The sequence below is a fragment of the Niveispirillum sp. BGYR6 genome (genome assembly GCF_027568365.1).
In the GTDB taxonomy this organism is placed as follows: Bacteria; Pseudomonadota; Alphaproteobacteria; order Azospirillales; family Azospirillaceae; genus Niveispirillum.
On record NZ_JANLNL010000006.1, the window covers coordinates 70,768 to 91,182 of the forward strand.

Below are 20,415 nucleotides of genomic sequence, written 5' to 3' on the forward strand. Positions count from 1 at the left end.
TGCAAGGAGGAAATGTGATCGGGTCCATCATCACGGCTTGGAAATCGGCCGGTCGCCAGGAAGTCGCCGCACGGTTGGCGGTTGATGGAGAGGAACCGGGCCTGACACGGTCAAACTTCCTGCGCGCCGTGACCGTGGGGGTTCTGTCGGCCGGGGTGGTTGCCAGCGCCGGCCGGGCGATGGCCGCCCGTTCGTCGGTCATCGCCCCGGTAACCGACCTTGATAAGCTGTATGATGTCTGGCAGGCGCGTTTCAACGCGGCCGATCTTGATGGGCTGGTTGATCTTTACGTGTCCGACGTCACTTACGTTAATCCCGACGGTAAAGAGATGGTTGGACAAGCCCGTGTGCGGGAGGATTTCCAGGGCCTGCTGGCCTTGAAGCCGCAGATTGTGCTGCGCGACCGCCGGCATCTGGTTTACCGGGATACTGCCCTGACAACCAACCATTGGACCTTGACGATGAAGGGTGAGAATGGGGCCAGTCAGGAGCTGACCGGCGGCGGGATCGAGGTCATGCGCAAACAGGCCGATGGTGGCTGGCGCTATATCATTGATGACGCTTCCCGTTCAGCCAGGTGATCTCCCGCAGCGGTAGGTGGGGCCCACTGCAATTCAGTGGGCGCCGTACAAGCGCCTGTGCAAACATGTGCGCGCAATCAAATCTATCGCCATGTTGGCGCCGGCGTTGAGAGCCATGATCAGAACTGATCAGTTCTGATCATGGTAAATGAGTATTAATCCCCCCCAACCGGTGAATCCTGACCCCCTCCAGCCCCTCTGCCACCTCCAGCACATAGCGGTGGTGGGTGAACAGCACTACCTGCGTGCTGGCCCCCAGTTCCGCCAGGGCCGCCAACCCAGCCGCCGTGCGCGGCTCGTCAGAGGTGATGAACAGGTCGTCGGCGATGAAGGGCAGGGGGGTGGCCTGGGTCACATGTGCCTCCACGGCAGCAATGCGCAGGGCCAGGAACAGCTGATCGCGCAGGCCCTCGCTCATATCCTGCACCTGGGCGTCGCTGCCGTCGCGGCGCACGCCCAGCAGCACCGGATGGTCGCCATCGCCATAATCCACCTTCAGATGCGTCACCGGATTGCCGCCGCTGGCGGCCATCAGCGCCAGGATGGTGCTGGCCCGGCGTAGCAGCGGGTGTTCATTCCGGTTGCGATACCGTTCCACCGCCTGCGTCAGCAACAGCCCGGCGGCACGCAACCGCAGCCAGCGGGCGGCGTGCTGGGCCGCCTTGGCCTCGGCCGCCGCTGCTTCCTGCGCCGCCTCGCCGATACCGCTGCGCTGACGCAATTCCTCCAGCAGCCGTTCGGCATCCCGCAGGTCGGCGGAAACCTGGGGCAGGGCCGCCTGCAGCCGGGCGATCTCCTGCCCGGCGGTGGCGAGTTCGGCGGCCACACCATCCGGGTCCAGCCCGTCCATTTCCGTCGCCAGCGCCGCCCGACCCTGCCCGTCGCCGGCCTGGGCCAGTTCGGTCAGTGCCATCTGTTCGGCCCGCTGCAACTCCCGCCGCCGGCTGGCCAGGGCCACCAGGGCGGGCACATCATCCGCCGGCCCCAGCCCGTGCAGCCGTTTCAGATCATCCCGTTCCGCCTGTGCCTCGGCCAGCTCGGCGGCCGCTTCGGCATCACTGCGCCGGGCCTTTTCCGCTGCCTCTGCCAGCAACCCGCACCGCGTCTCCCGCCGCCGCGCCTCATCCAGCGCCATCAGCAATTGGTTGGCCGCATCCGGTGCCGTGGCATCCAGCGGCAAGGCAGGGTCCAGGGCCAACGCCTTTTCAACCAATATCGCCAGATCATCTTGAAACTGCTTGATATCGCTGGAAAGTCGGTCGATACGGTGCACCAGATCATGCCGCGCCCGCAATTCCTGGCCGATATCTTCCCAGGCGGTCAGCGCCGCTTCCGCCTCGGCCGGGCTGGTGCCGGCAGGCAGCCCCAGGGCGGCCATATCGCCGGCCCAGCCCGCCGCCCAGGCTTCCAGTGCCTCCGTCGCTTCAGCCTTTTCCCGCTGGGCATCGCGCAGCGCCCGTTCGGCGCGGGCCTGTTCCTGCCGGCGCTTCTCCGCCTTGTCTGTCTGCTCCCGGCAGGCCTTCACCGCCGCATCGGCGCGGGCACGCAGGCGGGAAAGCTCCGTCTCCCCCGCCGCGGCCGGAAGGCCGGCCAGCGCCATGGCATCACGCAGATGACCAGCACAGCGCGCCGCCTCTTCCGCCAGCCCCGCTTGTTTGCGCGCCGCCTCCCGCCCCTGGCGATGCAGCGCCAGCACATTTTCCACCTGCCGCCGCCAGCCGGCCATCAGGGCCGGTTCGGCCGGGGTCAGCCCGCTTTCCCGCCACAGGGACTGCCAGTCATTTTCCAGCGTCCGACCCTGCTGCTCCAGGTCATTCCGGTCCCGTTCCAATGCCTGCAGCCGCGCTTCAGCCTCGGCCAGATCGCTGCTGGCGCGGGCATGGCGGCTGACCCGCTGCGCCTCCCGGTCGCGCCGGTCGGCCAGTTGGTCGGCCGTCCGTATCGTCGCCTCAAAGCGTGGGGCCGGGGCCTCCCCCAACCCCAGGGCAGACCATTCCACATCCGGAACGTCCAGCTTTTCCAGCATCCGGCGGCGGATGGCCTGCCAGGCCCCATCGCGCAGCCGCCGTGCCTCCTCAATGGCGGCCAGGGTTGGCACCTCGCCATCGGCGGCCAGTTCGGCCAGGGTGGCGGCATGTTTGCGCGCGTCTGCCTCGGCCTGGGCCAGGGCATCGCGCAGTTTGGCGCGCTGCTGCGCCAGATCGCCCAGCCGCGTGGCCCAGCTCTCAATCACCGCCAGATCGGGCAGGGGCAGCCGGGCCAGGGCCTCGGCCCCGCCGCTGAACCGGCCCAGCCGCGACAGCGCATCGGCCAGTTCGTCGGTGCGGGCATCGGCCTCCCGTGCCGCCTCGTCCAGCCGCGTTTCCACCTCCCCCAACCGCAGGGCGGCGGCCAATGCTGCCTCTGCGGCCAGCGGATCGCCGGCCGTCTCCCCATCGCCGGCGCCATCGGCCAGATCGGCCAGGCTGCGGGCGGCCAGCATTTCGCGTTTGCCGGCCGCGTCCCGTGCCCCATCCAGCCGGCCATGGGCGGCGGCTTTCTCGCGGATGCGGGCCGCCAGCACACGGCCCGGCTGGGCCGCTTCCAGGGCGTCGGGCGCATCATGCCGCCCCAGCCGTCCAGCCAGCAGGGCCAGCCGCTCATCGGCCATTTCCAGTTCCCGCTGGCGGCGGGGCAGGTCGGCCCGGGCCTTTTCCACGCTGCCGGCACGCTGGAACAGCGCCTCGATCTCCGTCGCCAGTTCGGGTAGGCGGGGGGCCTCCCCGGCGTCGGCCAGCGCCGCCAAGGCCGTTTCCACCTGCTGGGCGGCCTGTTGGCGATGGCGTTCGGCCTGCAGCAATCGGGCCGCCGCCGCGTTCCACAGTTCCGCCAGGGCGGCCGGCAGGTCCGGCCCCTCGCCCAGCTCGCCGCGTTCGGCGGCCAGCGCCTCCAGCCGAGCCAGCAGCGGCCGCACGCGGCGGATACGTTCCAGCCGGCTTTGTGCCCGCTGCGCCTTTTCCAGTTCCGCCTGCAACCCCGCCAGGGCCGCCCGCGCATCGGCCAGCCTTTTCTCTGCCGCTTCCCAGGCCTCTGCCTTGGTGGCCTCGTTTCGCATCCGGGCCGATGCCGCCTGATGCGCGTCCAACGCCTCATAAAGCGGCTTGCTGCCCTGGCGCTTATGCGGGCTGCCCAGCCGGTCGGCATCGGCCATCAGTCCGGCCATCAGATCGGCAATACCGGTCAGCCCGCTGCCGGCCTGGAACAGGGTGCGGGCCAGATCGCCGCCGGCCGCCAGCATCGCCTCTCCCCCCGCACGCAGCCGGGCATGGTCCAGCCCGAACAGGCGTTCAAACTGCACCCGGTCGATGCCGCCCAGCAACGGGGCCAGCGTACCATCACCCAGGGCTGTGCTGCCATCGGCGGCCAGCAGCGTGTTCTGCCGCCCCTTGCGCCGCTTCACCTCCAGCAGGCTGCCATCCGGCTGGCGCAGCACCGCGCCGATGCGCAAGGCATTGTTGCCATGGCGAAAACCCAGCCGCGTGCGTTCCGGCACGCCGAACAGCAGGTCGCAAATGGCCGACAGGGCGGTGGATTTCCCCGCCTCGTTGGCGCCATGCACAATATGCAGCCGCACATCCGCGCCGGAAAAATCCAGCCGATGGTCGGTGAAATGCCCGTAACGCTCCAGGTCCAGCCGGTCGATCCGCATCACGCTTCCCCCGCCAGCCGGTTCAGCAACAGGGATTCGGCATCCGCCAGCACGGCTTCCAGCATCGCCGCCTCATCCTCTCCCGCCAGCCCGGCCGCCTCCAGCGCGCCGGGGGGCAGCCGGTGGCGCAAGGCCGCCAGATCGTCAGCCAGCAGCCCCCGCGCGGCGGGATCGTCGCGCAGTTCGGCAATCGCGGCGGCCAGTTCGGCCAAGGCATCGCCCGCCGCCGCCGGAACCGCCACCGCGTCAGTCGTTTCGATAACGATCCGTTCGATCCAGATATCCCCGCCGGCCCGACTGGCCGCCAGCTCCACCTCTGCCGCCAATCGTTCCGTATCCGATTTTAACCAGCGATGTAGCCCGGTGCGACCGGTCAGGCACAGGCGCACGGCCAGGGTTCGGCCCTCGGCCTCCGTGCTGGCCGCTGTCAATGCTGCCGCCAGGCGGTCGCCCAGGGCGGCCTCATCGGCGCAATCGCTGGCATCCACCACCAGCTTTGCCCAACGCACCTGATCCAGGGCCAGCGCCTCCACCTTGGCGATGCGGCCTTCCTCCACGCTGACCAGCGTGGCCCCTTTCGGCCCGGTTTCATTGGCGTGGCGGCCCTGCAGATTGCCGGGGAAGATGATCCAGGGGTCTTGCGCCAGCACGGCCCGTTCATGCACATGGCCCAGCGCCCAGTAATCATAGCCCTTGCCCATCAGGTCCGCGATGGAGCAGGGGGCATAGGGTGCGTGCGGCGGCCTTCCTTCCAGGGCCGTATGCAGCACGCCGATATTCAGATACCCCGCCACCGGCGGCGGGTAGGAGAGCGCGATATTCTCCGTCACATGCCGGCTGGGGAAGCTGCGGCCATGCAGGGCCACGCGCAGATCATCCAGCCGGATGGTTTCCGCCTTGCGGGCGGAGAATACCCGCACATTGCCGGGCAGGCTCAACTGCTTGGTCATCAGGCTTTCGGCATCATGGTTGCCGCGCAGGATGATGACGGGGATGTTCGCCCGTTCCAGCCGGGCCATCTGGCCGGCGAAGAACAGGCCGGTCATGAAATCGCGCCAATCGCCATCATACAGATCGCCGGCGATGATCAGAAAGGCCACCGGTTCGGCCAATGCTGCATCCACCAGCCGCACCAGCGCCCGCCTTGTCGCCCCCACCAGCTCATCCGCCCGCGCCCCGGCGCGCCCGGCCAGGCCCAGCAGCGGACTGTCGAGATGGATATCAGCGGCGTGAAGAAAGCGCATCGGACCCAACCGGTGATGGACAAGGGGCCCCCTTGCTTAACGGCAAGCAGGCCCCCGGTCCAGTCCCGCTTGGCGTCACCCCTCCCGAATGCGGCGCAGGAAGCCGTGGGTTTCCCCATCCGCCTGGGTGGCGTGCCCACGCACATCGGTGGCGCTGCTCAACGCCATGGCCGCGGCCTCCGTCACCTGCACCACCCTGTCGGCAATACCCTGGATGGCGCGCGAGGCATCATCGGTGCCGCGTGATGCCTCCGTCACATTGCGCGCAATCTCCTGCGTTGCCGCCGTCTGTTCCTCCACGGCACCGGCAATGGCGGTGGAGGTCTCATTAATCGACCGGATGGTGGCGGCAATGCCCTGGATGGCTTTCACGGCTTCGCCGGAACTGCTGCGGATATTGGCCACCAGTTCGGCGATTTCCTCCGTCGCCTTGGCGGTCTGGGTCGCCAGATTCTTCACCTCTGCCGCCACCACGGCAAAGCCCTTGCCGGCCTCTCCCGCGCGCGCCGCCTCAATGGTAGCATTCAGCGCCAACAGGTTGGTCTGGCTGGCAATTTCCGAAATCAGCCCGACCACGGCACCGATGCGGTCGGCGCTCTGGTTCAGGGCGTCCACCGTCTCGGTGGCGGCACCCGCTTCGTCGGCGGCCCGCGCGGCCACGCCGGCCGACATCTGCACCTGATTGCCGATTTCAGCGATGGAGGCGCGCAGTTCTTCTGCCGCCGCCGCCACCGTCTGCACGTTGGAGGCGGCTTCCATCACGGCGGCGGCCCCCAGCGCGGCACTGTGCTGGGTGGCGTTGCAATCGCTGGACATCAGGTTGGATTGGTCGACCAACTGGCCGGCAGCTTCATTCACCTGTCGCAGCAGGGCGCCCACCTCCCGTTCGAACTGGTCGGCCAGGGCCAGCCGGTCGCTGCGCTGACGTTCAGCCATTTCCTCTTCCCGTCGGGTGGCGGCTTCCCGCAGGCGCTCGGCCTCTGCCAACCCATCCCGGAAACCCCGCAATGCCTTGGCCATCTGGCCGATTTCGTCACCATTGCCCTGGCAGGGGATTTCTGATCCCAGATCACCCTTGGCCATGCGGCCCATGGATTGGGTCAGGTTCAGGATAGGGGTGGCCAGTCCGTGGCCCAGCCAGGCGAAGGCTGCCGCCGCCAATCCCACCAGCACCAGCCCGGTCAACACCATCGGCAGCACATTGTCCCATACCGCCTGGGTCACCACGGCGGTGGGTACCGTCACCAGCACGCTCCACTGTTCGGCGGCACCGGCAAAACGGATGGGCAGGGCCACCGCGATACGGTCCACCCCGTCCAGGGTCAGCCGGGCCGTGGCCGGTCGGCCGTTGCCGGCCGCTTCCGCCAGAAGCGGGGCGAGGCCCGGCGTCTCCACCTTGGCGTTCAGCTTGTCGGCCGCCGGATGCACCACCCAATGGTTGTTATGGGCGATCAGCCGCACATCACCCACGCCCATCGGCCGAAAGCTGGCGAACTGCTTTTGCAAGGCGGTCAGTGCCAGATCGGTGGTGGTGATACCCACCGCCTTGCCCTGGCGCCGGATCGGCACGCTGGCCGTCACCATCAGCACATCCTTGCCTTCCACCGGATAGATATAGGGGGCGGTCAGCAGGGTGCGGTTCTGTTCCAGCGGGTCCAGGTACCATTCCTTGATCCCGGCCTCCAGCGTCATCACCAGCACATCAATGCCCACACCCCCACCGCTCTTGCGGAAGAAATAGGGCACGAAGCGCCCCTTGGCATCGGCGCCCGGTGTGCCCAGCTGGCCGGCATCATTGCCATCCAGCCCGTCGGGCTCAAAGGCGATTGTGACGCCGACAATGCCCGGATTGGCATTCACCATCCCCATGGCCTGGGCCGACAACATCTCCCGCGACGGGCGGGCCGAATCCAGCGCCCCTTCCACGAAGCCATTGATCAAATTGGCATTGTGCAGTGCTTGATTGATGATGTCGGCGGCAATCAGCCCATACTGTTGGCTGTTTTCCTGTACCGTCTCTTCCACCCGGTGTTTGGTGTCCTGGTAGGTCAAATATCCTGTGACACCGATCAGGCTGGCCCCCAGCAACAGGCAGACAGCGATGCCTGAAACGACCAGGCGCGCTTTCAGGGATGACTTGAGCAATGTGAGCATCACCATTTCGTCTCCTGCGCACAAGGTGGGAGAAACGGGGTGTTGGATTGTTCCGCATTGCAATATGTCAGCCGATTGTGACGGTCTTTGCATGGAGAGACCAGCCCCAATGCAACGTGTGCGTTTTATCTTTTGGATAGGATGCGTCGGTCGCCGCCTTGCCATGCGCGGCGGTGCGGTGGCTTGATTGCCAAGCATGACCGGCGTATGACGGCCTTATCGATGGTTCCCCCGTAACAGGGGGTGAAAAGGGAACGCGGGCAAGGGCTGGTCACAGCCTGGAGCCGCGGCTGCCCCCGCAACTGTAAGCGGCGAGCGATGCCCATCATGGCCACTGGGAAACTGGGAAGGCCGGGCGGAAGCGACGACCCGCAAGCCAGGAGACCTGCCATCGGCAATGCGTCGCGCGGCCATTGGGCGGGGTGCCCCGGTGGGACGGTTTTCCGTTTCGCGTTGGCGCTTCGGCGGTCCTGACGGGCCGGCTGGGGCGGTTTTCCGGGGCTTAGGCTCCTGTTCCCCGCTTCGCGCCGGTTCAGGCTCCGCCGGACCCAGGTTTTTGCGAAGCGGAGTGAAACCAGAAATGTCGCGTCCCTCTCTTTCCCTTTTCGGCCCGCTGTTGCTGGCTGGTCTTGCCACCCTGCCGGCGGCGGCTCAATCGGCCCCCACCACGGAGCTGGCGGAACTGGTCGTCAGCGCCAACCGTCTGCCCACAGAGGCTTCCCGCGTCGGCGCTTCTGTCGATGTCATTGACCGGGCGGAGATTGATCGCCGCCAGCAGGTGCAGGCCCTGGACCTGCTGAAGCGGCTGCCCGGCGTCTCCATCTCCCGCAATGGCGGCTTTGGGGCCACCTCCACCGTGCGGCTGCGCGGGTCGGAATCCGGCATGGTGAAGGTGCTGGTGGACGGGGTGGAGGTGAACGATGCTGCCAGCACCGGCAACGAATTCGATTTCAACAGCCTGCTGACCGGCGATATCGAGAAGATCGAGGTGCTGAAAGGCCCGCAGAGCGCGCTTTATGGCAATGACGCCATGGGCGGCGTCATCAATATCATCACCCGCCAGGGCAGTGGTGCCCCCCGCGTCACGGCGCTGGCGGAGGCCGGTTCCTATGGCACCTTCCGCCAGCAGGCAGGGATCAGCGGGGCCAGCAACGGCACTTCCTATGCGCTGAACGCCTCCAACCTGCATACCGATGGCTTCTCGCGCACCTTTATCGGGCCGGAGAAGGATGGCAGCGATGCCCGCGCCGTCAGCGGCAAGCTGGCGGTGCAGGCCAATGAGGTGCTGCGCTTCGATGTCAGCGGCGGCTGGTCCTGGCTGGATAGCGATTACGATCCGTTCGGCGCCGATGGTGCCGCCTCCCAGGAAAAGGAAATGTGGCAGGGCCGCGCTGCCGCCGACCTCTCCCTGTTGGATGGCCGCTTCACCAACAATTTTGCCGCCTCCATCGCCAGCACCCAGCGTGATTTCGACGAGCCGACGGGCTGGTACATGAAATCCACCTTCGACAGCCGGCGGGAGGCGCTGGATTACCAGGGCAACCTGCATCTGGGCCGCGATGTCGCCACCTTCGGCCTGTCGGTGGATAGCGAAACCGCCAAGACCACCAATACCACCGCCTTCGGTCTGGAACCCGGCATCGATGACAAGGTGACCACCAAATCGGCCTTCCTGCAATATCAGGCCGAACTGCTGGATAACCTGACCGTCACCGCCGGCGGCCGGGTGGATGATCACGACGCCTTTGGCTCCAAGGCAACCTACCGGCTGACCGGCGCCTATCAGGTACCGCAGAGCGGCACCATCCTGCGCGCGTCTTATGGCACGGCCCACAAGGCACCGACGCTCTATCAGCTTTACGAGCCCAGCTATGGCAATGCCAAGCTGCGGCCGGAGGAAGCCAAGGGCATGGATGCCGGCATTGAACAGCCCTTGCTGGATGGCAAGGTGACGCTAGGGGCCAGCCTGTTCCGCAACCTGTATGACAATCTCATCGGCTTTACCTCGGCCTATGTGAATGTCGCCAAGGCACGGACGCAAGGGGTGGAACTGACCTTCCAGGCCCGTCCGGTGGAAAGCCTGCTGCTGTCCGCCAACTATACCTATCTGGATGCCACCGACCGGGTGACCGGTCGGGATCTGCCGCGCCGGCCGCACCATACCGTCAATGCCAGCATTGACTGGAACGTCACCGATGCGCTGATGCTGGGCACGGCCCTGCGCTATACCGGCAAACAGCTGGATACGGCATCCGCCCGCAGCGCCACGCTGGACAGTTCCACCGTGCTGGATGCCACCGTGCGCTGGCAGGCCTGGGAGCAGGTCAGCCTGTTCGGCCGCATCGATAATGTGCTGGATGCGGATTATCAGGAAGTGCTGAACTATCGTGCGCCCGGCCGCTCGGCCTATGGCGGCGTGCAGGTGCGCTTCTGATGCAGCGGGCGGCCCTGTCTCGGATGGCGGCTGCGGACAAGGGCGGATGTGCGATGAGCCGGCTGGAAGCCACCCAGATCCATCTGTCACGCGGTCCCCGTCCGGTGCTGGCCGGGGTGGATTTCGCCGTTACCGCCGGCCAATGTGTCGGCCTGATCGGCCCCAACGGGGCCGGCAAATCCACCCTGCTGTCGGTGCTGGCCGGGCTGTTGGAGCCATCCGGCGGCCAGGTCAGCCTGGATGGCACGCCCCTGGCCGCCGTGCCAAGGGCCGACCGGGCCCGGCGCATCGGCTATCTGGAACAGGGGGCCGCCTGCCATTGGCCGCTGCGCGTGGATCGGGTGGTGACCCTGGGCCGCCTGCCCCATGCCAGCCCCTGGGGCGGCGAAGGCCCGGCTGACCGCGCCGCCATTGCCCGCGCCATGGACCAGTGCGAGGTGTCGCATCTGGCCGCCCGCACCGTCACCCACCTGTCCGGCGGGGAGCGGGCGCGGGTGATGCTGGCCCGCGCCCTGGCGGGGGAACCCGCCCTGCTGCTGGCCGATGAGCCGGCCGCCGGGCTGGACCCGCACCACCAGTTGCATGTGATGGAACTGCTGGCCGGTCTGGCCGCCGCCGGCACCGGCGTGGTGGTGGTGCTGCATGATCTGGCCCTGGCCGCCCGTTATTGCACCCATCTGGTGCTGCTGGACGAGGCGGGCCTTGTGGCCGCATCCGGCCCGCCCGCCGCCCTGCTGGCCGATGGGGTGATGGAACGGGTCTATGGCGTGGAATTGCTGCGCGGGGAGCGGGATGGCGTGCCCTATGTGCTGCCCTGGCGCCAGCGCCCGGTGCGGGAGCAACAGGCATGACCGCCCGGCTGACCCTGGTGCTGGGCGGGGCCCGTTCCGGCAAAAGCGCCATGGCCGAACGGCTGGTGACCGACCTGCCCGGCCCCTGGACCTATATCGCCACCGCCCAGGCCTTTGATGCGGAAATGCGTCAGCGCATCCGCCAGCATCAGGCCGACCGCGTGCCCGGCTGGCAGACGCTGGAAGAGCCGATGGATCTGGCCGGCGCCCTGGGCAGCGCCGCCGCCGCCGGCCCGGTGCTGGTGGATTGCCTGACCCTGTGGCTGACCAACCTGATGCTGGCCGAGCGGGATATCCCCGCTGAGCGCGCCCGCCTGCTGGCCCTGCTGCCCACCTTGCCCGCCCCCGTTGTGCTGGTGGGGAACGAGGTGGGGCTGGGCATTGTGCCGGAAAATAAACTGGCGCGGGAATTCCGCGACCATGCCGGCCGTCTGCATCAGGATATTGCCCGTATCGCCGACCGGGTTCTGTTCATGGCGGCAGGCTTGCCGCTGGCATTGAAGGGGGAAGCGCCATGACGATTGACATCAGCGAAGCCGAGGCCGAGCGCCACCGCCGCAAGATGGAAAAGCGCAAGGCCCTGATGGACCGGCGCGTTGCCGAACGGCAGCATGAAAAGGGGCTGCTGATGGTGCATACCGGCCCCGGCAAGGGCAAATCCACTGCCGCCCTGGGCCTGATGCTACGCGCGGCGGGCCATGGCTTCCGCGTCGGCTTCATCCAGTTCATCAAGGGGGCCTGGGCCACGGGTGAACAGGTGGCGCTGGAACGGTTTGATGATCTGATCGACCATTACACCATGGGCGAGGGCTTCACCTGGGAAACCCAGGACAAGGCCCGCGACATTGCCGCCGCCAGCCGCGCCTGGGACAAGGCGCGGGAGATCATGGCGGACCCACGTTACCGCCTGCTGGTGCTGGACGAGATCAACCTGGCCCTGCGCTATGATTATCTGGACATTGATGAGGTGGTGGCCACCCTGGTGTCACGCCGTCCCGACCTGCATGTGCTGGTCACCGGCCGCAACGCCAAACAGCCGCTGATCGACGCGGCCGATCTGGTGACCGAATTCCAGAACGTCAAACACCCGTTCAATGCCGGCATCAAGGCCCAGGCGGGGATTGAGTTTTAGGGGGCGTCGTTGGTTTCTACACTCACCGTCACCCCGGCGAAGGCCGGGGTCCAGTTTCGTAGAGCACTGGTCCCTGTAATCTGGACCCCGGCCTTCGCCGGGGTGACGGTTTAGAAGGCGTCGGACGCCTAACACCCCCAACCCGGTCCCGCCCATGCCCCGCCCCCGCGCATTGATGATCCAAGGTACCGGCTCCGATGTCGGTAAATCCCTGCTGGTGGCGGCCATCGCGCGCGCCTACAGCAACCGGGGGCTGGTGGTGCGGCCCTTCAAGCCGCAGAACATGTCCAACAATGCTGCCGTCACGCCCGATGGCGGGGAGATCGGCCGGGCGCAGGCGCTGCAGGCCCGCGCCTGCCGGGTGCTGCCGTCCGTGCATATGAATCCGGTGTTGCTGAAACCACAGAGCGATATCGGCGCCCAGGTCATTGTCCAGGGCCGGATGATCGGCACCTCGCGCGCCGCGGATTATCAGACCCGCAAGGGGGAGCTGCTCGCCGCCGTGCTGGACAGTTTCGCCCGCATCGGCCAAGGCGCCGATCTGGTGCTGGTGGAAGGGGCGGGCAGCCCGGCGGAAATCAACCTGCGCACCCGCGACATTGCCAATATGGGCTTTGCCCGTGCGGCCGGCGTGCCCGTCATCCTGGCCGGTGATATTGACCGGGGCGGGGTGATCGCCAGCATCGTCGGCACGCATAATGTGGTGGATGCCGACGACCGCGCCATGATCCGCGGCTATCTGATCAATAAATTCCGCGGCGATATCCGCCTGTTCGATGAGGGGCTGGTGGAAATCACCCGCCGCACCGGCTGGCCCAGCTTCGGCGTGCTGCCCTTCCAGCCGGCAGCCTCCCGCCTGCCGGCGGAAGATGCGGTGGCGTTGGACAATTGGCGGGGCGGGCAGGGGGCCTTGCGCATTGCCGTGCCCATGCTGTCCCGCATCGCCAATTTTGATGATTTTGATCCTTTGCGCCTGGAACCGGGTGTGGCCGTCACCATGGTGCCGCCGGGCAAGCCCCTGCCGGGCGATGCCGATCTGGTGATCCTGCCCGGTTCGAAGGCCACCATCGCCGATCTGGCCTTCTTGCGCGCCCAGGGCTGGGATATTGACCTGCACGCCCATATCCGCCGGGGGGGGCGGGTGCTGGGCATCTGCGGCGGCTATCAGATGCTGGGCACGCGCATCAGCGACCCGGACGGCATCGAAGGCCCGCCCGCCAGCGTGGCCGGTTTGGGCTGGCTGGATGTGGAAACAGTGCTGACCGGTTCAAAAACCCTGACAGCCGTGACCGGTTGCGCTGTTGATGGTGATATTCCTTTCACCGGCTATGAAATGCATGTCGGCATCACCAGCGGCCCCGGCCGTGACCGGCCGATGCTGTATCTGAATGGCCCCACCGGCCCGGCGGGGGAAGGGGCCATTGCCCCGGACGGCCGCATTGCCGGCTGCTATATCCACGGCCTGTTCGGCCATGATGCTTTTCGCCGCCATTTCCTCTCCGGCTTCGGCGCCGGCTCCGACCTTGCCTATGACGCCACGGTGGACGCCGCCCTGGACGAACTAGCCGCCGCCTGCGAACGCCATCTGGACCTGGATGGGCTGCTGCGCTGCGCCGGGTGATCTGGAATTATTTCCTATTTTTTGTTAGGGTGCGGAATTTGAACCGGAGGCGGGAGGGGGCGATGCAGAGGGCGATGCACAAGGGTGCGGCGTTTTCTTTGCGCTACCCTGTTTTCCGTGTTCACCCGGTATCCGGCATTTTCGAAAAGGTTCGCTCTCTCTTACCGTCACCCCGGCGTAGGCCGGGGTCCAGGAGACCCACGCGCTTCGCTCTACGATACTGGACCCCGGCCTACGCCGGGGTGACGGTTAGTTTATGCCAAACTAACGCATTCGGAGTTACCCAGCCTTCATTCGCCCCCCCCACACCGCCGCCCCTACCAGCTAACCAATTGATTTTACAAAAAACTTCTCCGCACCCCCTACGCAACAAAACGCGTAAATCTGTTGCGTACTGTTGCGCAGGCCCCCGTCCAGCTCCGAATTCATCCCATCGCCCAGGCCCACATCCCGGCCAGCAGCCACAGCCCCGCCAGCGCCCGCCGATACAGCCGCAACCCCGCCTCAATATCCGCTGCACCGGCCTCGGCCCGGCCATCGCCCATCCAATGATCATCCACCACCACGCCGGCATAGCGGCGGGGGCCGGCCAGCCGCAGGCCCAGGGCACCGGCCATGGCGGCTTCCGGCCAGCCGGCATTGGGGCTGCGATGCTTGCCGGCGTCGCGCCACACCGCACGGGCAGCAGCCCCGGCCCGTGCGCCCCGCGTCACCGCCGCCGCCGCCACCAGCAACAGGGCCGTCAGCCGCGAGGCCGGCAGGTTCACCAGATCGTCCAGCCGGGCCGCGGCCCAGCCGAACGCTTCATGCTTGGGTGTGCGGTGGCCGATCATGCTGTCAGCCGTATTGATCGCCTTATAGGCCAGAATACCTGGCAGCCCGCCCACCGCCAGCCAGAAAGCCGGGGCCGTCACCCCGTCGGAGAAGTTTTCCGCCAAGCTTTCAATGGCGGCACGGCTGACGCCGGCCTCATCCAGGCTGTTGGGATCACGCCCGACAATATGCGCCACCGCCGCCCGGCCCCCCGCCAGCCCCTCGCGCCGCAGCGCTGCCGGCACGGCGGCAACAAAGCGGTAAAGGCTGCGCTGCGCCAGCAGCGAACTGGCCAGCAGCCCCACGATCAAGGCCCCGCCGGGCAAGCGCAACAGCCATATCTGCAGCGCCCCGCCAATGCCCAAAGCCCCGCCCAGCAGGATCAGCACCGTCAGCACGCCCCCGGCGCGCCGCCAGACGGTGGGCCAATGCGGGCGGTTCAGCCAGCGGTCCAGCCGGGAAATCACGGCACCGATCCACACCACCGGATGGCGGATCAGGCGGTAAAGCCCATCCGGGTAACCCAGCAGCGCTTCCAGCAGCAACGCCAGTGACAGCAAAAGATAAGGTGAGGTCGGGTCGATCATGATGGTGCCAGCCAATAGCATGGAAGCCAGTGCAGTGCAGCCCCATGGCGGGGATCTGGCGGCGGCATCCGCCCTTTTTCCCCAGGCGCCCCGGCCCTGGATCGATCTGTCCACCGGCATCAACCCCTGGCCCTATCCGCTGCCCGACATTCCGGCCAATGCCTGGACACGCCTGCCGGAACCGGGGCAGGAACGCGCCCTGTGTGCGGCGGCCGCCACCGCTTATGGTGTGGCCGATCCGGCCTTGCTGGTGGCGGCCCCCGGTTCGCAAATCCTGATCCAGACCTTGCCCTTCCTGCGCCCGCCGGGCCATGTGCAGGTGCTGGCCCCCACCTATGGCGAACATGCGCCCGCGTGGGCTCGCGCTGGCCATCAGGTGGAACAGGTGGCTGGCCTGCCCGACCCGCAGGGACCGCTGCCGGAGGTGCTGTTGCTGGTCAACCCCAACAATCCCGATGGTCGGATCATCTCACCGGCCCCCCTGCTGGCCCTGGCTGAGGCGCTGGCGGCGCGTGGCGGCTGGCTGGTGGTGGATGAGGCGTTTTGCGACCTCATGCCGGCACTCAGCCTTGCCCCCCGCATCGGCCGGCCCGGCCTGCTGGTGCTGCGCTCCTTTGGCAAATTCTATGGGCTGGCCGGTCTGCGGCTGGGTTTCCTGTTGGGTCCGGACGGTCTGGTTGCCGCCATGGCCGACCGGCTCGGCCCCTGGCGGGTGGCGGGGCCGGCCATGCTGGTAGCCAGTCAGGCCCTGGCGGATATCGACTGGCAGGCGGCCACCCGTGCCCGCCTCGCCAGCGCACGCCAAGCCCTGCAACGGGCTTTGACCGGTGCCGGGATAGTGCCGGTGGGCAGCACCGACCTGTTCCAGCTCGTCCGCTCCCCCGCCGGGCGGGATCTATGGGCGGATTTGGCGGCGGTCGGCATCTGGACCCGGCGATTCCCGGATCGGCCGGGTCTGGTCCGTATCGGCCATCCGGCGGATGCCCATGATTTTGGCAGAGTCTGCAAAATACTTAATCAATGAAGTTTATTTTTGGATTTCCCAAAGGAAATGAAGAGAAAAATATAGTCAAGCATGATTAGAAACCATCTCCTCTTCAACGAAATCTTCATGCTTTGTCGAAACCCCCTTTCCAGGGGCTGCGCTTCTGTGACACGCTGTTACAAAGCAGTAACGTTGCGTTTGCACAGCCCTGGAAAACCATCGATATGCAGCCGGCAACCGGGTCCAAAGCACAAGATGCCAATCTGATCGCCATGCGCCTGCTGGAGGCGCGTCGTTTTGGCGAGGCGCGGGAATTACTTGAAGATCGTTTAAGAACCGATGGCCAGGATGTCTCGCTCTGGCTCAATTATGCGGTGACCTTGCGGGTCTTAGGGGATGCCACCGGCGCCCTGGGCGCCCTGGAGGGGGCCTTGCGGGTGGACCCGCGCTGTTTTCTGGCCCTGCTGATGCGCGCGTCCATTTTTGACCAGCTGGGTGATGCCCGTCAGGCTGGTCAGGCCTATGGGGTGGCCCTCTCCCAATACCGCCCGGAAACCGTAAAAGATGAACCGACGCGCCGCGCCGTGGCCCGCGCCCAGCAGGTGCATGACGCCTATCAGCGGGAGATGGAGGCGACCTTGCGCGGCGCCTTGGCCAGTACCGCCGATGGCAGCAAGGAGCTGCGCCGTGTTAACCAGCTGATTGATCAGATGATGGGGCGCCGCAAAATCTATCACCAGCAGCCGACCCATTATCATCTGCCCGGATTGCCGGCGATTGAGTTTTTTGATCGGGAGGAGTTTTCCTGGCTGCCCCTGCTGGAATCCGCCACGCGTGACATTCAGCGGGAAATGGCCGCCGTCATGGCGGATCGCAGTCTCGACAGCGCCTTTGAACCCTATATCCACTACCCCGACTGGATGCCGCTGGATCAATGGCGCCCGCTGAATAACTCCAAGGATTGGAGCGTCTTTCACCTGCTGGAGAAAGGGCGCCCTGTTCCTGGCAATGCCGACCGCTGCCCCCGCACCATGGAAATCCTGGCGCAGATGCCGCAGCCCTCGGTTCCCAACCGTTCGCCTGCTGGCATGTTCTCGGTGCTGAAGCCCCGTACCCGCATACCACCGCATACCGGCGTCGCCAATACCCGGCTGGTGGTGCATCTGCCCCTGCTGGTGCCGACCGGATGCGGCTTCCGCGTTGGCAACGAAACCCGCGAATGGAAAGTGGGGGAGGCCTGGGTGTTCGATGATACAATCGAACATGAGGCCTGGAATGACAGCGATGAAACGCGGGTGGTGCTGATCTTCGACATCTGGCATCCCCGCCTGACGGAGGCTGAAAAACAGGCCTATGCCCAGATGATGGTGGCGATTGATGCCTTTGGCGGCAGTGGGGGAGAAACGGGTATCTGATCCTTCACAAGGACTTGGCATGATTTGTCTGATAATATACCCTCTGCTCTTTCATAAAGGGGGGAGGGAGCTTTCATGCCCACATCATGGCACCGGCAAGGATTGATTGCCGCGACCTTGGCTGGCCTGTTGCTGCTGGGGGGATGTGCCGCCCACCCGGGTGGGGTGGGGATGAAGCCGTCGGTGGCGGAAACCGCCGCCCCGGCCTGGCGACCCGCCTGGGCCTTGTCGCCGCTGCCGGCTGGTAATAACCCTTCCTTCGATAACCAAACCGTCCGCCAGATTGTGCCGCTGGTGACGTCGGGGGAGGCTGTGCGGGTGCGGCTGTCCAATGAATTGGGCACGCGGCCGGTCCTGATCGGGGCGGCCCGGCTGGCCCTTGCGAATGCCGATGGCAGCATCCGCCCCGGCTGTGACCGGCCGCTGTTGTTCGGTGGCCAGACGGGTGCCGTGCTGCCGCCCGGTGCGCCCCTGCTCAGCGACGCGCTGCCCGTCAAGGTGGCGGCGGGCGACCGGCTGGTGATCTCCATTCATTATCCGGGCCCCACCTTTGTCGCCGGCCATCAACCCCTGGTCACCATTGCCGGCCCCGGCGACCTCACCGCCGCGCCCGTGTTGCAGGGGGAAACCAAGCGCGCCCCCACCCTGGTCGGCGCGGTGGAGGTGCTGGCCGCCCAGCCCGCCCCCGTGCTGGTGGCCATTGGTGACAGCATCACCGAAGGTGATGTCAGCCACGCCAAGCCTGCCGGCACCTATCCGGCCAAGCTGGCGGCCCTGCTGGCGGCGCGCAAGGATGACGCCGCCCGTGTGGCCGTGTTGAATCAGGGCATTTCTGGCAATCGGCTGCTGCGCGATCAGGCCGGGGCCAATCTGCTGGCCCGCTTTGACCGCGATGCCCTGGACCAGCCCGGCGTCAGCCGTGTGGTGCTGCTGATCGGCGTTAATGATATCGGCAATGGCACCCGCCGCCCGGCAGAGGCCGTGACCGCGCGGGAGCTGATCCAGGCCCTGTCCCAGCTGCGCGACCGCGCCCACGCCCAAGGGGTGCAGTTATACATCGGCACCATCATGCCCTATGCCGGTGCTGGCTATTATTCGCCGGAAGGCGATGCCATCCGGCGGGAGGTGAATGACTGGATCCGCCGGAATGAGGGTTTTGACGGTGTGGTGGATTTCGACGCCGCCACCCGCGATCCCGCCAACCCGGCGCAGTTGCTGCCCGCCTATGATGTGGGCGACAAGCTGCACCCCAGCGATGCCGGCTACGCTGCCATGGCGGCGGAAGTGGAGAAGAGTTTGTTCGGCAGAAAATGACGGCTCAAGGCGGCGCCCCCCAGCGCCGCTCCAGCCAGCGCGCCAGCCGGGAGAGCAGTAACAGAATGATCAGATATTCCAAGGCCAGCAGCGTATAGAGTTCCAGCGGGCGATAGGTCTGCGTCTGCAGCTCCGTCGCCCGCCGGGTCAGTTCCGCCAGCCCGATGGAAGATGCAAGGGAACTGTCCTTTACCGTATGGATGAACTGGCTGACCGTGGGTGGCAACAGGCGCCGCAGGGCCTGGGGCAGGATGATCCGCCGCAGGGTCAGCCAGCGGCCCATGCCCAGCGACTGCGCCGCCTCCACCTGCCCGCGCGGCACCCCCTCAATACCCGCCCGGAAAATCTCCGACAGGAAGGCGCCGGCATTCAGCGCCAGCGCGATCACGGCGGCGGTGAAAGGTGTCAGATCGGCGATCCAGCCCACCAGGGCAAAGCCCCACCCCTCCCGGTCCAGCCCCTGCACCATGATTGGCAGCGCATAGAAAACCCAGAGCAGCAGCACGAACAGCGGCAGCGTCCGCACCAGCTCGACATAGATTTCCGCCACCGCCCGCAGTGGCCGGTGACGTGACAGGCGCAAGGCAGCCGTCCCTAACCCGATGGCAACGCCCGACAGCAGGGCCATGGCCGACAGGGCCAGAGTCAGCCATGCCCCTTCCAGCAGAAACCGCAGATTGGCCCAACCTTCAGAATCAGCCGGATTGACAATATGCCAGCCCTCCGCACTGCACCCTGTCAGAAGCAGCAGCACCGCCAGGGGAAGGACAGGGGCCAGACGTCTCACGGCTGTGTCGCCAACTCAAACCATTGGTGATAAAGGCCGGTGAAGAAGCCGTCGGCCAGCCGGGCTTCCACCCATTCATCCAGCCAGTCCAGCAGAACCATATCGCCCTTCACCGTCATCAGGGCATTTTCCGTTTCATTCCCTGGCCGGGCGCCGGCCTGCACCATGGTCAGTTGCGGATATTCCCGCCCGATCTTGGTCATGAAATAGAGATTGTCGGTGAAAGCCGCCTGGGCCCGTCCCGCCAGCACTTCGGTGAAATCGATCACCGGGTCGGCCACGCTCAACAGCTTGGCTTTTGTGAAGCTGCGCCGCGCCATCTGTTCCGGGGCCGTGCCCTGCTGCACGGCGATCACCACGCCCGGCTGGTCAATATCGTCCCAGCTGCGAAAGCGCTCCGCGTCCTTTTTCTGGATGATCGGCAGAAAGGCCGGGCGCAGATAAGGGGTGCTGAACCCCACCGCCCTTGCCCGCTCCGGCGTGATGGTCACGCCGGAGGCCACGATATCATATTTGCCGGCCAGCAACCCCGCCACCAGGGTCGGCCAGGTTGCCTGCACCAATTGCAGCTTCACCCCCAGATCGGCGGCAAGCCGGTTGGCCACCTCGATCTCATAACCTTTGAAGCCGCCGCTTTTCACATCCCGGAAACTATAGGGGAAGTAATCCCCCGTGGTTCCGACCCGGATAGTTCCCTGCTGCCGGATGCGGTCCAGCAGACTGCCGGCCGCCAGGGCGGTACCTGGCAGCAGCAGGGGCAGGGCGGCCAAGCTGGCCAGCAGCTGGCGGCGATCCGGGCGCATCGTGGC

Annotated in this window: 15 protein-coding genes and 1 riboswitch; of the genes, 9 read left to right on the top strand and 6 right to left on the bottom strand. The window is 66.4% G+C overall.

What is annotated here, in order from left to right; all coding sequences use genetic code 11:
* The first annotated feature begins 14 nt into the window (after positions 1–14).
* Entirely contained in the window at positions 15–581 is a 567-nt protein-coding gene (locus PCJ49_RS14330; protein ID WP_269911500.1) for a nuclear transport factor 2 family protein, read from the top strand.
* Between the two features lie 139 nt (positions 582–720).
* Here PCJ49_RS14330 and PCJ49_RS14335 read toward each other — a convergent pair whose 3' ends face one another.
* The 3 genes from PCJ49_RS14335 to PCJ49_RS14345 all read right to left on the bottom strand — a co-directional run bounded on the left by PCJ49_RS14335 (position 721) and on the right by PCJ49_RS14345 (position 7,667).
* The gene (locus PCJ49_RS14335; protein WP_269911501.1) at positions 721–4,269 is read right to left on the bottom strand and encodes a YhaN family protein; all 3,549 of its coding nucleotides are present in this window, start codon (positions 4,267–4,269) and stop codon (positions 721–723) included.
* Positions 4,269–5,513: a DNA repair exonuclease gene (locus PCJ49_RS14340; protein WP_269911502.1), complete on the bottom strand. Its 1,245-nt coding sequence runs from the start codon at positions 5,511–5,513 to the stop codon at positions 4,269–4,271. The genes PCJ49_RS14335 and PCJ49_RS14340 overlap by 1 nt, the downstream gene beginning before the upstream one ends.
* Positions 5,514–5,588: 75 nt before the next feature.
* Positions 5,589–7,667, bottom strand: a complete 2,079-nt coding sequence (locus tag PCJ49_RS14345; RefSeq protein WP_269911503.1) for a methyl-accepting chemotaxis protein — start codon at positions 7,665–7,667, stop codon at positions 5,589–5,591.
* Positions 7,668–7,873: 206 nt separating this feature from the next.
* Positions 7,874–8,075: riboswitch (cobalamin riboswitch) on the top strand.
* 172 nt (positions 8,076–8,247) lie between these two features.
* Between PCJ49_RS14345 and PCJ49_RS14350 the strand changes: the two genes are divergently transcribed.
* The 5 genes from PCJ49_RS14350 (at position 8,248) to PCJ49_RS14370 (ending at position 13,705) form a co-directional block, all read left to right on the top strand.
* Positions 8,248–10,101, top strand: a complete 1,854-nt coding sequence (locus PCJ49_RS14350; RefSeq protein ID WP_269911504.1) for a TonB-dependent receptor — start codon at positions 8,248–8,250, stop codon at positions 10,099–10,101.
* Between the two features lie 53 nt (positions 10,102–10,154).
* Positions 10,155–10,952 carry an ABC transporter ATP-binding protein gene (locus PCJ49_RS14355; protein WP_269911505.1) on the top strand — a complete coding sequence of 266 codons (798 nt, stop codon included), beginning with the start codon at positions 10,155–10,157 and terminating at the stop codon, positions 10,950–10,952.
* Positions 10,949–11,470, top strand: coding sequence for a bifunctional adenosylcobinamide kinase/adenosylcobinamide-phosphate guanylyltransferase (gene cobU, locus PCJ49_RS14360; RefSeq protein ID WP_269911506.1), 522 nt, complete (start codon positions 10,949–10,951; stop codon positions 11,468–11,470). Before PCJ49_RS14355 ends, cobU begins: the two co-directional genes overlap by 4 nt.
* Positions 11,467–12,084 (top strand): cob(I)yrinic acid a,c-diamide adenosyltransferase, encoded by a 618-nt coding sequence (gene cobO / locus PCJ49_RS14365; RefSeq protein WP_269911507.1) that lies wholly within the window; start codon positions 11,467–11,469, stop codon positions 12,082–12,084. The genes cobU and cobO overlap by 4 nt, the downstream gene beginning before the upstream one ends.
* 154 nt (positions 12,085–12,238) lie before the next feature.
* Positions 12,239–13,705, top strand: coding sequence for a cobyric acid synthase (locus PCJ49_RS14370; RefSeq protein ID WP_269911508.1), 1,467 nt, complete (start codon positions 12,239–12,241; stop codon positions 13,703–13,705).
* A 425-nt stretch (positions 13,706–14,130) separates the two neighbouring features.
* Here the strand turns inward: PCJ49_RS14370 and cbiB are convergent, their stop codons facing one another.
* A complete protein-coding gene (gene cbiB, locus PCJ49_RS14375; RefSeq protein ID WP_269911509.1) occupies positions 14,131–15,126 on the bottom strand; it encodes an adenosylcobinamide-phosphate synthase CbiB in 996 nt (331 codons plus the stop codon).
* On the opposite strand from cbiB, the gene cobD reads away from it, so the two are divergent.
* The 3 genes from cobD (at position 15,125) to PCJ49_RS14390 (ending at position 18,819) form a co-directional block, all read left to right on the top strand.
* A complete protein-coding gene (gene cobD / locus PCJ49_RS14380) occupies positions 15,125–16,129 on the top strand; it encodes a threonine-phosphate decarboxylase CobD (protein ID WP_269911510.1) in 1,005 nt (334 codons plus the stop codon). The two genes, cbiB and cobD, sit on opposite strands and share 2 nt — an antisense overlap.
* 185 nt (positions 16,130–16,314) lie before the next feature.
* Complete coding sequence (locus tag PCJ49_RS14385; protein ID WP_269911511.1) at positions 16,315–17,505, top strand: aspartyl/asparaginyl beta-hydroxylase domain-containing protein; 1,191 nt, start codon at positions 16,315–16,317, stop codon at positions 17,503–17,505.
* A 75-nt stretch (positions 17,506–17,580) separates the two neighbouring features.
* Positions 17,581–18,819 carry an SGNH/GDSL hydrolase family protein gene (locus PCJ49_RS14390; protein WP_269911512.1) on the top strand — a complete coding sequence of 413 codons (1,239 nt, stop codon included), beginning with the start codon at positions 17,581–17,583 and terminating at the stop codon, positions 18,817–18,819.
* Positions 18,820–18,823: 4 nt separating this feature from the next.
* On the opposite strand, the gene PCJ49_RS14395 is transcribed toward PCJ49_RS14390, so the two are convergent.
* Both PCJ49_RS14395 and PCJ49_RS14400 read right to left on the bottom strand, forming a co-directional pair.
* Entirely contained in the window at positions 18,824–19,606 is a 783-nt protein-coding gene (locus PCJ49_RS14395) for an amino acid ABC transporter permease (protein WP_269911513.1), read from the bottom strand.
* The gene (locus tag PCJ49_RS14400; RefSeq protein WP_269911514.1) at positions 19,603–20,409 is read right to left on the bottom strand and encodes a transporter substrate-binding domain-containing protein; all 807 of its coding nucleotides are present in this window, start codon (positions 20,407–20,409) and stop codon (positions 19,603–19,605) included. The genes PCJ49_RS14395 and PCJ49_RS14400 overlap by 4 nt, the downstream gene beginning before the upstream one ends.
* Positions 20,410–20,415 lie beyond the last annotated feature (6 nt).